This window comes from Sporolactobacillus putidus (assembly GCF_014647035.1).
In the GTDB taxonomy this organism is placed as follows: Bacteria; Bacillota; Bacilli; order Bacillales; family Sporolactobacillaceae; genus Sporolactobacillus; species Sporolactobacillus putidus.
The window spans coordinates 16,811-30,129 of the sequence record NZ_BMOK01000023.1 but is presented as its reverse complement, the minus strand read 5'-3'; the positions used below and the strand labels follow the sequence as shown (position 1 = coordinate 30,129).

At 47.1% G+C, this 13,319-nt stretch carries 11 protein-coding genes; 3 read left to right on the top strand and 8 right to left on the bottom strand.

The window, feature by feature from the left end:
• Positions 1–59: 59 nt before the first annotated feature.
• The 4 genes from IEX81_RS16205 to IEX81_RS16190 form a co-directional block, all read right to left on the bottom strand.
• A complete protein-coding gene (locus IEX81_RS16205) occupies positions 60–698 on the bottom strand; it encodes an ABC transporter ATP-binding protein (RefSeq protein ID WP_188805215.1) in 639 nt (212 codons plus the stop codon).
• Positions 695–2,452 (bottom strand): ABC transporter transmembrane domain-containing protein, encoded by a 1,758-nt coding sequence (locus IEX81_RS16200; protein ID WP_188805213.1) that lies wholly within the window; start codon positions 2,450–2,452, stop codon positions 695–697. Before IEX81_RS16200 ends, IEX81_RS16205 begins: the two co-directional genes overlap by 4 nt.
• A 361-nt stretch (positions 2,453–2,813) precedes the next feature.
• A complete protein-coding gene (locus IEX81_RS16195; RefSeq protein ID WP_188805211.1) occupies positions 2,814–3,248 on the bottom strand; it encodes an Hsp20/alpha crystallin family protein in 435 nt (144 codons plus the stop codon).
• 140 nt (positions 3,249–3,388) lie between these two features.
• Positions 3,389–4,660: an APC family permease gene (locus IEX81_RS16190; RefSeq protein ID WP_188805208.1), complete on the bottom strand. Its 1,272-nt coding sequence runs from the start codon at positions 4,658–4,660 to the stop codon at positions 3,389–3,391.
• 120 nt (positions 4,661–4,780) lie between these two features.
• Between IEX81_RS16190 and IEX81_RS16185 the strand changes: the two genes are divergently transcribed.
• Both IEX81_RS16185 and IEX81_RS16180 read left to right on the top strand, forming a co-directional pair.
• Positions 4,781–5,671: a LysR family transcriptional regulator gene (locus IEX81_RS16185; protein WP_188805206.1), complete on the top strand. Its 891-nt coding sequence runs from the start codon at positions 4,781–4,783 to the stop codon at positions 5,669–5,671.
• A 124-nt stretch (positions 5,672–5,795) separates the two neighbouring features.
• Complete coding sequence (locus IEX81_RS16180) at positions 5,796–7,904, top strand: DNA topoisomerase III (RefSeq protein ID WP_188805204.1); 2,109 nt, start codon at positions 5,796–5,798, stop codon at positions 7,902–7,904.
• 127 nt (positions 7,905–8,031) lie between these two features.
• On the opposite strand, the gene IEX81_RS16175 is transcribed toward IEX81_RS16180, so the two are convergent.
• From IEX81_RS16175 to IEX81_RS16165, 3 genes are all read right to left on the bottom strand, one after another.
• Positions 8,032–8,676, bottom strand: coding sequence for an SGNH/GDSL hydrolase family protein (locus IEX81_RS16175; RefSeq protein ID WP_229727661.1), 645 nt, complete (start codon positions 8,674–8,676; stop codon positions 8,032–8,034).
• 176 nt (positions 8,677–8,852) lie between these two features.
• Positions 8,853–9,338, bottom strand: a complete 486-nt coding sequence (locus tag IEX81_RS16170) for a threonine/serine exporter family protein (RefSeq protein ID WP_373292401.1) — start codon at positions 9,336–9,338, stop codon at positions 8,853–8,855.
• Positions 9,339–9,350: 12 nt separating this feature from the next.
• On the bottom strand, positions 9,351–10,136 hold the full coding sequence (locus tag IEX81_RS16165; protein ID WP_229727660.1) for a threonine/serine exporter family protein: 786 nt from the start codon (positions 10,134–10,136) through the stop codon (positions 9,351–9,353).
• A gap of 430 nt (positions 10,137–10,566) precedes the next feature.
• On the opposite strand from IEX81_RS16165, the gene gpmA reads away from it, so the two are divergent.
• On the top strand, positions 10,567–11,310 hold the full coding sequence (gene gpmA, locus IEX81_RS16160) for a 2,3-diphosphoglycerate-dependent phosphoglycerate mutase (protein ID WP_188805199.1): 744 nt from the start codon (positions 10,567–10,569) through the stop codon (positions 11,308–11,310).
• Positions 11,311–11,707: 397 nt separating this feature from the next.
• Here gpmA and IEX81_RS16155 read toward each other — a convergent pair whose 3' ends face one another.
• A complete protein-coding gene (locus IEX81_RS16155) occupies positions 11,708–13,132 on the bottom strand; it encodes an amidase (protein WP_188805197.1) in 1,425 nt (474 codons plus the stop codon).
• Between the last annotated feature and the right edge of the window lie 187 nt (positions 13,133–13,319).

Here is a 13,319-nt window from a genome sequence, read left to right as displayed (position 1 = left end):
TAACGGCAGTTGCCGTTAACGGTATGGACAGGAAGGTAATTTGCCTACAAATATTTTACTCATACATTAAGCTGACTCAGCTTTACACGTGTCACCCGATAAACTTTGGAACTGAATTTTCGGTAAGCCCACATTAAAATGAGAATGAACGGCATCAGAATCAGACAGATCAGAGCAAGCCGGACATCAAGAAAAAACATGCCAATGAAAATACCGATTATCATGATGCCGCTGCTGACAAATGTCGAGAGCACACTCACATAAAGATCCTTGATCGCTTCGGTATCATTGGTAATTCTTGAAACTAGACTGCCTCCGGGTGTCTGATCAAAAAAGGTCAGGCCAAGACGCTGCACTTTGCTGAAAACCTCGACACGCATTTTCTGAATAACGTTCAAGGCGATTTTCTGAAAAGAGAGGGCCTGCAGGTAATGAAAAACAGCCGATACAGCAAATAAGACGATGAACCCGGCCGCCAGCAATGTTAGCGGCTGCCATGGAAAATGACGCGGCGTTAAATAATTATCAATGAAAATTTTCATGACAATCGGCCCAAGAACATCGGCCGTTGTGGCGATAATCAGCAGTACAAAAGCGATACTCATACTCTGCTTGAAATTCTTCAGGTAAGTCATCAGCCGCAGCATGACGTGGTTGCCTGACAGCTTTTCCTGATTCCGGCTTAAATCTTCTTTCACGAATGTATTCCCCCTTCCGAAACGAGTGACTCAAGCTGCTGGTGCGCATACATCTCGGCATACCATGCGCCATTTTCCAGCAATTCCTCATGCGTCCCCTTTTCTGAAATTCGTCCATCGTCGATGACAATGATTAAATCGGCATGTTCCACTGCGCTGAGCCGGTGCGCCGAGATCAGTGTCGTTTTATTGTATCGCTCTTTTTTCAGAGCCTGCAGTATAGCAACCTCGGTACGCGCATCGACGGCGGACAGCGAATCATCGAAGATCAGGATTTCAGGGTCTGCAAGCAGCGCGCGCGCAATAGACACGCGCTGTTTCTGCCCGCCGGACAGCGTAACGCCCCTTTCCCCGACAATGGTTTCATAGCCTTCTTTAAAGTTCAGGATGTCCTCATGAATATTGGCGAGTTTTGCCGCTCTTTCTATCTCTTCCTGAGAGGCATCGAATCGGGCAAACGCAATATTTTCCGCAATCGTCGCAGAAAAAAGAATATGATCCTGGGGAACATAACCCATAGCGCTTCTCAAAGCCTCCAGAGTGAGATGTTCAATCGGCATGCCGCCAATTTCTATTTCACCGCTCCGTACATCAAATTCCCTGAGCATAAGCCTGAGCAATGTGGTTTTCCCGGCACCTGTCTTCCCGACAATGCCCAGCGTCTGCCCTTTTTTCACCGTAAAGGAAATATCTGCCAAAACAGGATTTTCACTGCCCGGATAGCAAAATGAGTTAATCCGATAACGGATGTCTCCGCTCGGAATTTTTTCCAGAGCGTCTTCACGATCGACAATCTCGGGTTTCACGGACAGGAGTCTGCGAATACGGTCGTACGAAGCTCTGCCGCGCTCAACTGCGTTGAAAAGGAATCCGAAAGCGAGCATCGGCCAGACAAGCTGACCAAGGTAAAGCGTGAAGCTTGTCAGACGGCCGATCGTCAGTGAACCGTCCACAACATATATTGAACCGAAGGCGAGTGCGAGAAAGTAGCAGAACGCAACGATGAATGTGATGGTCGGATCAAACAAAGAATCAATTTTCGCTACAGCGACATTTTTATTAACAACGTCTTTTGATGCACCACTGAATATACCGATCTGGGCTTTCTCCTCGCCAAACGCCTTGATCACACGGACGCCGGCTATATTTTCCTGAACTTTGTCATTGAGATTGGAAAAGGCCGCCTGAGCCTTGCCGAATCGTTTATGAAGAAGCGAACCGTAGTACATCGTCAGAACGGCCATGACCGGCATCGGAAGAAGTGCGATCAGCGTCAGTTTCCAACTGATCAGAACCGCCATGCCGGCAATCACCATGGCCCCCATCGTCATGGAATCGACAAGTGTCAAAATGCCTTCACCCGCGGCAATTTGGACAGCGTTGATATCGTTCGTTGCGTGTGCCATCATGTCCCCAATTCGCGTCTTCTGATAGAAATTGGGCGACAGCAGTGTGAAATGCTTATAGAGGGTATTTCGCAGTTGTTTCGCAAGAATGATTGATGAGCCGAAAATCAGCTGACGCCATAAATACCCTGTACAGTAATAAATGACACCGATCAGAACAAGAAATAAGATCCATTTCGTCAAAAGAAACGGTGTCAGCGTTCTTCCCTTGATCGCGTCGACAATAACTCCGACGACATAAGGGGGTATTAATGAAAGAAAACTGGAAAGCATGAGGAAAAAAATACCGAAAAAATATTTCAGTTTTTCTTGTTTGAAAAACCACCACAAATCAATAAAAATACGCACTGTATAACCCCCTTGAGCAGCCGTTTCCCGACAAAAAAAACCGCAGGAGAAAATCATCATCTCTTCTCCTGTGGCTTTATAAAGAAATAAACGAAAGAATCATTATTAAGCAAAATACAAACGATTATCCGTTATCCGTGCCAAGAAAAAGAGGCTGGCGTCAGTCCGTCAATAGTGGCAAACACTTTAATTCGTGTCTGATAAGCCGCAATATGAGTCAACTTCATGACGCCCGCCTCCTTTTATGCTATTAATCATTGAAACTATTATATCTTTATTTTTGAACCAAGTAAACATTATCTGGCAAAAAGAAGGCAACCGCTGGGATACGGTTCCCTTCTTTACTCATTGCAAATGATATTTATTCGATCGAGATAAATTTGCCCGGTTTTTGTACATCCTCTTTTTTAGGAAGGGTAACTTGCAATACACCGTCTTTGAATGAAGCTTTAATTCCGTCTTCGTTCACCCTATCGAGCATAAACCTGCGGGTATAAGAACCGGACGCACGTTCCTTGCGGATGAAACTGCCGTCCTCCGCTTTTTCATTCGTTTCCTGTTCGCGAGTTGCCTCAATCGACAGTACACCTTGATCGTAGTCCACATGAATATTTTCTTTGCTGAAGCCCGGCAGATCGACCTTGACTTCATAAGCGTCTCTTTTGTCCTGAACGTCAGCTGCAAAAGGCTGAACGCCTGTGTTATGGAAGAAATTTTGTCCCCATTCATCAAACCAGGAAGGCAGGAAATCAAAGAACCCGTCACGATCTTTTTTGGTTGGATACAGATTTGCCATAGAGCATTCCTCCTTGAATGTAATAAGGGTATTTTTCACATTTCTGTTTTTTGTATCCCTATTTCTTACAGTTTTATTATAAATCTTTGGTCGAATAAGGTCAAACTGATTTTGGGAAAATTTGATCTTTTTTTGGTAACCTAGCCGATACGTCTCGTTAAGCGTGTGATCGTTTTAGGAACCAGCCAGCGCGTCAGCACAACCATAATGATTATAATTGGATAAATGAGCGCCCAGCCGATAAAGAGGAACATGATTATGGTCGCAATCGCCGCGATCAGGCTGATCAGCCATTTCTTCTTTTCATTTCTGAACAAAGCCACACCGGCTGCGCATCCGCCGAGATAGGTTAATAAGAACGTTGCATTTGGCAACTGGATTAAATTTGTTAATGTAACCAGGTGAAAGCCAAAAAGTATCATGACGCAGAAAAAGCACGAGCTCAAAAAAAGCAATCCCCCAAGCGGTGTTCCGTATTTCTTTGAAACAGAGCCGAGCCATTTCGGAGCGTTGCCGTTCTCCGATAATGCCCGTCCGAGTCTTGACGCTGCACCAACATAAGCGACAACGGTTGCCAGACAGATGAACAGACTCGATAGACCGATCAACAAACCGCCGATCCGACCAAAAGCCAAGTCGGCAACGACAACGAGAGCCGCCTGCGACTGCTGCCGGTAACTGTTTGTGCCGATTACCGCCGCAGCTGTCATAAAATAAATCGTTCCAACCAGCACGGCGGAGATGATCGTGGCCCTCATGACGTCTTTTTCAGGATGAATAAATTCTTCCGACAAGTGCGAGACTGCCTCCCAGCCGATAAAACACCAGAAAAGAATTGTTGAAGCGGTGCCCACTCCGATCGCACCGTGAGGCATAAAAGGCTCGAAATTTGCAGCTTTCATATGGGGAACGGCACCAAGAATCGCCATGATCAGAATACCGAGGATTCCGGCAACCACAGCGATCTGAACTTTTCCCGCCAGATTCATGCCAAAATAATTCAGAGTAACAGCGATAAATAAAATCAGGCAAGCGGTAACTATCCTGAAAGTTTCAGTCTGTCCAAGAGCCGTACTTAAATAACCGGCCCCAGTTAATGCGGCAACCGGAGCTCCGATCGGTACCGACGTCAGGAAAAACCAGCCGACGATTGATCCTGCCTTTTCACCAAAGGCCAGTCGAACAAAATGCGAAACTCCGCCAGAACTCGGATATTTCTGTGCAAGATAAGCCATGCACAGGGACAGCGGCAGGGCCAGAACCATAAGAAGGCCCCAGTCAATTAATGAAGCCGGACCGGCCAGTTGTGCCGCCAGTCCCGGAACAATCAATACACCGGATCCGAGCACTGCGCCAATATAGAGTGCAACAGCCTGCGGCAGCCGAATGGTTGCTGTGACACCTTTTTTCATTTTCTTCGCCTCCTGTTGTTTGCAAACCATCATCTTTCCTGTATCATATGAGTTATAAAGCAATCGGTAAAGATGATTATTTCGATAAGAACAATCAATATTTCCGATAGAAGGGATATTATGGAATACAAACAACTGATGACTTTTCATAAAGCTGCTGAAAAATTAAACTTCACCCATACGGCCGAGCAATTGAACTTTGCTCAATCAAGCGTCACGGCCCATATCAAGTCCCTCGAGGATGAACTTGGTGTTCAGCTCTTCGACAGATTGGGAAAAAGTTTGGCCCTGACGGATGCCGGAAAAAAACTGCAGATCTATGCCAATCAAATCCTTTCTTTAACGAATGAAGCAAAAAAAGCGGTCATGTCAGGTAAGGAACCGTCCGGTACACTGGTCATTGGCGCTACCGAAAGTCTGTGCACCTACCGCCTCCCCCCGATCCTGTCCAGTTTCAGGCACCGCTATCCTAAAGTTCGGTTTCATTTCTCACCAGGCACTTCCGACCGGGACATTCTTCGTCAGCTTGAAAAAGGCAGCCTGGATGCCGCGATCCTGATGGACGTTGATCTCATACCGAGCTTATTTATTATTGAAAAGTTAAAAAAAGAGGTGATCAACGTCGTCGCTTCACCGGATCATCCTCTATTTAGAAAAGAAACCGTTAATCCAGCCGATTTGTTTGAAGAGTCTTTGTTATTGACTGAAAAAAACTGCAGTTACCGCCGCCAGTTTGATCAGGATTTTCTAAGCTGCGGTTTAATTCCCGAGCATATTTTTGAGTTCGCCAGTGTGGAAGCGATGAAGCAATGCGTTATGGCGGGTTTAGGAGTTGCCGTACTTCCGAAAATAACGGTTAAAAGAGAAATTAAGAACGGAGAAATTAGGGTATTGCCCTGGGGAGGAACGCCTTTATTTGTTCACTCGCACCTAGTCTGGCACAAGGACAAATGGCTTTCTCCGGCGCTGACCGCATTTCTGAATCTGACCCGGGAGACATTGAAAGAATAATGCGCAGCCGCTTTCATTTTCTCCATCCGCAAGTTCTTGTATAATAAGCCATAGTGTAGGGGGCTGCCGGTTGCGCTCCATTTCCGGTGATTATAAAGACACCTGCCTGAAAGGAAGTTAGGATATGACCAAAGCACTTGTTTTAGCAGAAAAACCGAGCGTCGCCAGAGAAATTGCCCGCGTACTCGGCTGCCGGAATAACAGCAGAAATTATATTGAAGGTGACCGTTACGTCGTGACCTGGGCACTCGGCCATCTGATTGAACTTAAGATGCCTGAAGACTACGATGACCGCTATAAGACATGGCGGATGGAAGATCTGCCGATTATACCGGAGAAAATGGAAATCAAGCCAATCAAACAGACGAGCGCACAATTTCACGCGATCCGCCGGCTGGCTCAGCGCAAAGATCTAGAAGAGTTTGTGATTGCGACGGATGCCGGACGGGAAGGCGAACTCGTCGCCCGCTGGATTATTGAAAAAATCGGCTGGCGAAAACCGGTAAAAAGGCTGTGGATCTCTTCCCAGACCGACCGCGCGATCCGTGACGGATTCAGCAGTCTGAAACCAGCCGAAGACTACAACAAACTTTATCATTCGGCCGTCTGCCGCTCGGAAGCCGACTGGCTGATCGGATTGAATGTTTCACGCGCCCTGACAACAAAATATGAAGATTCGTTATCTGCCGGCCGTGTGCAGACACCGACGCTCTCCATGATAATAAACAGAGAAAAAGTGATTCAGGCTTTTCGCCCTGAACCCTACTGGACGATCAGCGTACGGATCGGCGGACGCGCGGCAACATGGCAGCGCGGAGACCAGACCCGGCTTTTTGATCAGCATGATGCTGAAGCGATCGTAAAAAAACTTGGCGGACAGCAGGCAGTTGTCGGTAAAGTGGAAGTCAGGCGGAAGAGAGAACATCAGCCCCTCCCCTATGATCTGACGGAGCTTCAGCGTAATGCCAACAGGCGTCTCGGTTTTTCCGCGAAGAAAACACTGAACGTGTTGCAGTCGCTTTATGAACGCTACAAGATCGTCACTTATCCGCGCACGGATTCACGGTATTTGACAACGGATATAGCCGCAACCATTCCCGAGCGCCTGAAGGCGATCTCGTCCGTTTACGGAGAGGAAACACGGCCGATTCTTCACAAGCAAAAAGGCAAGGTGCTGGCGACAAATGTGTTCAATGACACAAAAGTTGGCGACCACCATGCGCTGATTCCGACGGAACAGCCTGTTTATATCGGCGATCTGTCTCCGGATGAACGAAACCTTTACGATATGATCATCAGACGTTTTCTGACACTGTTTTATCCGGAACATAAATATGAAACGATCCGCGCTATTTTATCGGCCGGCGGCGAAAATCTGGTCATACAGGATACTCTTGAGGTTGATCCGGGATTCAGACAGATCCTCGGGGCCAGTGAAGAAAATGTTCCCCAAACCTATGGCCCTCTACAGGAGGGACAAGCGCTTCCCATCGGAAAGGTTGTACTGCAGCAGAAAATGACGGAACCTCCCGCACGTTTTTCAGAAGCCGACCTGCTGACAAGAATGGAAAAATACGGACTCGGTACGCCAGCGACACGCGCCGATATTATTGAGAAGCTGCTTCAGTCTGAAGCAATCGAACGGAATGCAGGCGGAAGGCTCCATCCGACGCCAAAAGGAAAGCAGCTGATTGATCTCGTCAATCCCGATCTCAAGTCGCCCGAACTGACAGCAGAATGGGAAAATCAGCTTGAGAACATTGCCAAAGGAACTGAAAGTCCCGAGCGTTTTCTCGAAAACATACGCAAACAGACCGCGCAGCTCGTACAGGAAATAAACGAAAGTGAACAATCTTACAAAATACAGAATCTGACCGGCACGAAATGCCCGGAATGCGGCTCGTTGATGAAAGAAGGCAAAGACCGGGACGGCGGCCGAGTGCTCGTGTGTATCAATCGTGCCTGCGGTTATCGCAGGCGCAAAGATCCGAAACTGTCCAACCACAGGTGCCCGACCTGCCACAAGAAGATGGAGATGCACCAGGGCAAGGCAGGACTCTACTTCCAGTGCAGGACGTGCGGTATCGTGGAAAAGGCCGAGCGTTCGAAAAAGAAGGCGGACAAACGTGAAACACGCCGGCTGATGCAGAAAATAAACGACGGTAATGAAACGTTTGGAAACAGTCTGGCGGATGCGTTAAAGTCGGCGCTAAAAAAAAGTGAGGGTAACTGACCGACAGGTTGGATTGGGAAGATGATCACGCGGAATAAATCGAACAAAGAGCACACTAAAGGAACCGCTGGAAAACCTGCGGTTCCTTCTTTATGCTTGATTTCCTTCCCATCTCAATAAAGCAGCATCAGGCGTGCATTTCGACCATGACCCGCAGTTCCGGAATGCCCGCTGAAACAATTTCTGCGAGCGCCCGGTATCCCTCCGCAGACGGGTGAAGTCCGTCTTCATTAATCAATTTGGAAAAGTTTCCCTTCTGTTTGAACGCTGTTCTTATGTCGAGAACAGGTACACCCATCTTGCGGACGAGATCTTTCAACGCACGATTATACATGCCGTGCCAATGTTCGATACCGCCGCAGCAGCTGATCCAATGTCCGATCGAGTGGCTGTATCGTTTCATCAGAGACTGATAATAGCGGGCAGGATCAAGCGGCAGTAAACTAAGAACGACAGGAACCGCCCCACTGGAACTGATTTTCTCAATGAGTATCTTAATATTCGCAAGATAACGGCTAAGCGGCACAATGGGGACATGTTCTTCCTCAGGAAGAAGCGACACCTGATCCCACCGAAAATTACAGTCGTTTCCCCCAATATTAATCAGAACGAGATCAGGATGAAGCTGCAGTACGTCTTTGTCAAGGCGCCGCACAAGCAGATCGGAATTGTCATTAAAAACACCCTTGTTGATGACCTCATCGCCGCTGCCGAGAAAACGCTGCAGCAGCGCCGGATAATTTTCTCGAATAATTTTGAATCTTCCGCTCACGAAAGTGATCCCCCGAGTTACACTGTCCCCAAAACATACGATTTTCAATCCGTCCACCTCTTGAATTTCTAACCGGACACTTGGCAAAAGCTGACTGTCCGGTTCAAACTTCCTTAACTACATACTAGCAAAGTAAAGCATAATTTCCCACTATTTAACAGGAGATCAACAAAAAATTATTTTTTAAACATAGAAATTCCCTCACCCACCTTGCCAGGATTGCTGAGATGGCGCTTTTTGAAAATCTGGTAAAGAACTTCGGCAAAAATCAGGCCCATTGCGATCGCCCCGGAAAGAACAAAGGCCTTTTCAGCCAAATGAAGAGCAAGGCTGTATTGATCAACCACCGCCCGGCTCATGACCGTATAGGTAAGTCCTCCGGGAACAAGAGGTATGATCCCCGAGACGCTGTAAACGATCACGGGATTCTTAAACCGTCTGGCAAAAATCTGGCTGAGCAAGGCAATCACGAAAGAAGCCGCAAAAGTTGCTGCAAAATCATTGCCGCTCCATCCGTACAGGAAAAAATAAATGAGCCAGGCGACCATTCCGATTAATCCGCCGTGAATCAGCGGTCTCCTTGGTATGTTGTAAATGATGCCGAATGCTGCAGTTGCCAGGAAGCTTGTAACGGCCTGAACGATCAATACTGTAAGGTTCACTATGATCCACCTTCAATTGAAAGATAGAGCGAGCGCGATGCCAATTCCAACAGCGAAAGCGGTTAATCCCGCTTCCGCGCTTTTTGACAGACCGGAGACGAGGTCTCCGGCCATCACATCACGGACCGCATTGGTAATCGCAACTCCCGGAACAAGCGGCATCACGGCACCAATGATGATTTTATTCAATTCAGAACCCGCACCGATCTTCACACTGAGCACGGCGATCAATCCGATTAAAATGGATGACATAAATTCAGAGAAAAACTTGACTTTTGTTAAACGATGAAAATAGATGGTCCCTGCCTGACCGACACCGCCGGCGATAAATGCCGGCAGCGCGTCTTCCCATTTACCGAGAAACATAAGCAGGAAACAGCTGCTCGCCGCGGCGGCGGCAACAATCTGGATCCAGTTCGGATAAACATGATCAGAACGCTCGATTTCCTTTAATCTGCGATACGCCTCGGAAAGTCCGAGTTCTCCTTCGGCAATCAGCCGTGAAAGGCTGTTCACCTGAGTCACTTTTCGAAGATTCGTCCCGCGATGGGTAATGCGGACGAGCTGTGTCACATCTCTGTCTTCGATCGAAAAGATAATGCCTGTGGGCGTGACGAAACTTTGTGCTTCGTTTACTGAAAAATTTCTTGCGATACGGTTCATCGTGTCTTCGACGCGGAAGGTCTCTGCACCGTTTTGCAGCAATATTTTGCCGGCAAGCACACAAATTGCTGCCACCTCGTGAGCAAACCCCGTCTTGTTTTCGTTCATGCTGTACGATCCCTGGAAACCATTCATTTTTAAGACTTCTCTCTTTTTATATAAATGATATAGAAGGAAAAAAGCACAGAGAAACGGTTCTGTCCCGAAATCAGACAGTTAAATTTTCCGGCTTTTCGACTGCCTTTTTCAGGCATGATCATTATAATATGACAGTCGTCGGAATAACAAGACATTCACATTGTTTTAATAGATGAAAATGTCAAATCAAAAAAAGCATGTTATAATGAATTGATGCTAGGAAATCACTCATTCGTCATGATGCCGCTTGACGCAAGTGATTGGAGTAAAAATGTTTGGTGTCGTCGATACTTTAAATGCGCAGACAACTATGATGAAAGATAGAGCGGGTTCGGTTATAACTCGTCCGCCTGTCATTTCCGCATTTTGTTCCGGCGCAGAGGATTTCGATGCGTTTTTCAAAATTTGAGAGGAGTGGGCACACCCGATGATCAAGCTAGTATTGATCCGTCACGGACAAAGTGAATGGAACCTTGAAAACAGATTTACGGGATGGACAGATGTAGATCTGACGGAAAAAGGAGAACAGGAAGCAACGGAAGCCGGCCAAATTCTTAAAAAGAACGGCTATACCTTTGACCTTGCTTACACATCGGTACTGACAAGAGCAAACCACACGCTTTGGAATGTTCTGCACGCGCTGAACCTAACATGGATTCCGGTTGAACATACATGGCGGTTAAACGAACGTCATTACGGCGCGCTTCAAGGCTTGAACAAGGCAAAGACCGCCGAAAAATACGGGGCGGACCAGGTACATATCTGGAGACGTTCGGCTGATGTCCGGCCGCCTGCTCTTGAAAAAGACGATGAACGGTATATTGCACAGCTTCATGATCCGAGATATGCCGACCTGACCGAAGCCGAACAGCCGCTCACTGAAGATCTTCTCGATACGGTTGACCGCGTTCTGGTCTATTGGAATAAAGAAATTGTTCCTCAGATTAAAAAAGGGAAAAAAGTCATTGTCGCTGCTCATGGCAATTCGCTCCGTGCCCTGGTTAAACACCTCGACAGTGTTTCAGCCGAAACAATCGTCGGTCTGAATATCCCGACGGGTACACCGCTTGTTTATGAACTTGACGAAGATCTTAAACCGCTTAACCGCTACTATCTTGGCGAGAACGGACCTCTTGATAAAGAAGTTCTGCCCTCTGCTGAAACAAAATAAGCGGCGCTTGCCGGACACTTCTGCATTTGCAGAGGTGTCTTTTTGTATTTAGGACAGCAGATTCAAACCTATGAAAATTTACAGCCCGGCGTCTCCATCATTAAAGAAAAAGTCTCCTGATTCCAGGAGACATATTATGGATAGCCGGAAGAATTCAATCTTCAATCCGCAGGCCTCTTATGACCATATCTTTGTCACAACACGAGGGTTTATTCAGCCAGAGTGGGCAATCCGGCTTTGCGGAACGGGAACCATAAAAAAGCTGGGTAACATGCTAGGTGCAAAGTATTGTGATGGGCATAAAATTAAACCTGCAACACCTATAGTGTAAACCCTTTCTTGAAAAATGTAAAGGCTGCCATTTTTTTGTTTGCTCTTTCTGTAATTCTCATTTTTTTCATTTATCAGTCGGAAATAAACGGTCTGTCTTGAGTCGGTTTTCCGCCCATCCTGCAAACTGCATCAGGCCAATATCGTTCAGCCTGCGGGCAACGCACTGCATACCCACAGGGATCCCCGAAGAGGTAAAACCCACTGGCAGCGAGCACGCCGGCTGCCCTGTAAGATTGACAGGGCTGGTCATCATCCAGCCGGATTCCGGATCGATCATATGACCATTCACTTCCGCAGGACCTTCCCGATCATAAGGATACTCAGCCGCGGCGAGCGTCGGTGAAACGAGCACGTCGAACGTCTCAAACAGACCTTGAAACATTTGCCAAACATAGGACCGGTATTTGTTCATTTCAATATATTCATCCGCGCTCGCCCCCTCTCCGCGGTGTATCATCGATATCAGTGTGTCCGACAGTTCGCCGCAATGCTCAGCCATCAGTTTTTTTGTCCCTGCCGCAAGACCGATCATCCACAGCCTGTTAAAGAAATTGACATATTCCTTCAAATTTTTGTTCATCCGGACATCGGCCGCTTCCACCACTGCGCCATGAATGCGCAATTTCTCCAGTGTCTCCATAAAGATATCCTGGATTTCCGTGTCTACATCATACATACCAAAGTTAAGGGTATAACCGATTCGATAATCTGTCTTGTGCAAGTCCAAAGCTTCCCGAGCGGACAGACACAAATCGTCAAGAGAATAAGGATCATCATCCGAATGACCCTGAATGACGTCAAACATCAATGCCGCATCGGAAACCGTTCGAGCGATTGGACCGTAGCTGACGAACGGGACGGATTGGGCAAACACATCATCCAAATGATTGTCACCCGGAACACGCCCAAAACTCGGCTTAAATCCGAACACACCGCACAGACTGGAAGGAATACGGATTGACCCTCCCCCGTCGCTCCCTTCAGCAAGCGGGCAGAATCCGGCTGCGACTGCGGCCGCCGAACCGCCGCTTGAACCGCCTGTACCATTTGATAATTTCCATGGATTTTTTGAGGGTCCGAAGATGCGGTTGTTGGTCGTCCCTTTATGGCCGAATTCAGGCGTATTGGTCTTTCCCATAATTATGGCGCCCGCAGCTTTTAAGCGTTTGACAACCGTTGCATCTCGCGTTGGAATATAGTCTTTATAAACGAGGCTCCCATAGGTTGTTCGGAGCCCTTTTGTATTCGTTAGATCTTTAATCGCCACCGGAACACCCTCGAGCGGTCTGACTTTCCCCATGGCGAAATTCCGTTCAGATTCTTTCGCCTGTTGAAGAGCGGGCTCCTGATTTAAAGTCACAAAAACGTTAAGTTTGGGATTCAGGCGGTCAATACGACCAAACAGAAACTTAACGACTTCAACGGGTGATAGCGTTTTTGCCCTATAGTTCCGGAGTAGCTCTTCCGCAGTCATTTGATAAAATTCCATGCGCTTTCCCCCTTCTTATGTCCGCTTATGATAAATACTGTCCCAACAAAGCGCATCTGTTAACCATCATAAATAATAAGTTAACATTTATCATTATAACAAATAAATTGATGAATGTCGGCCGATTTTCAATTGAACAGTCCTTTGATTGTTAAAAAAAAATAAACCGATGACAAAATTCATAAAT

Excerpts from the sequence above, each read along its gene's own strand:
- IEX81_RS16195 (WP_188805211.1), bottom strand. The coding sequence starts at position 3,248 with ATGGCAAATCTGTATCCAACCAAAAAAGATCGTGACGGGTTCTTTGAT.
- IEX81_RS16190 (WP_188805208.1), bottom strand. The coding sequence starts at position 4,660 with ATGAAAAAAGGTGTCACAGCAACCATTCGGCTGCCGCAGGCTGTTGCA.
- IEX81_RS16185 (WP_188805206.1), top strand. The coding sequence starts at position 4,781 with ATGGAATACAAACAACTGATGACTTTTCATAAAGCTGCTGAAAAATTA.
- IEX81_RS16180 (WP_188805204.1), top strand. The coding sequence starts at position 5,796 with ATGACCAAAGCACTTGTTTTAGCAGAAAAACCGAGCGTCGCCAGAGAA.
- IEX81_RS16165 (WP_229727660.1), bottom strand. The coding sequence starts at position 10,136 with ATGAATGGTTTCCAGGGATCGTACAGCATGAACGAAAACAAGACGGGG.
- gpmA (WP_188805199.1), top strand. The coding sequence starts at position 10,567 with ATGATCAAGCTAGTATTGATCCGTCACGGACAAAGTGAATGGAACCTT.
- IEX81_RS16155 (WP_188805197.1), bottom strand. The coding sequence starts at position 13,132 with ATGGAATTTTATCAAATGACTGCGGAAGAGCTACTCCGGAACTATAGG.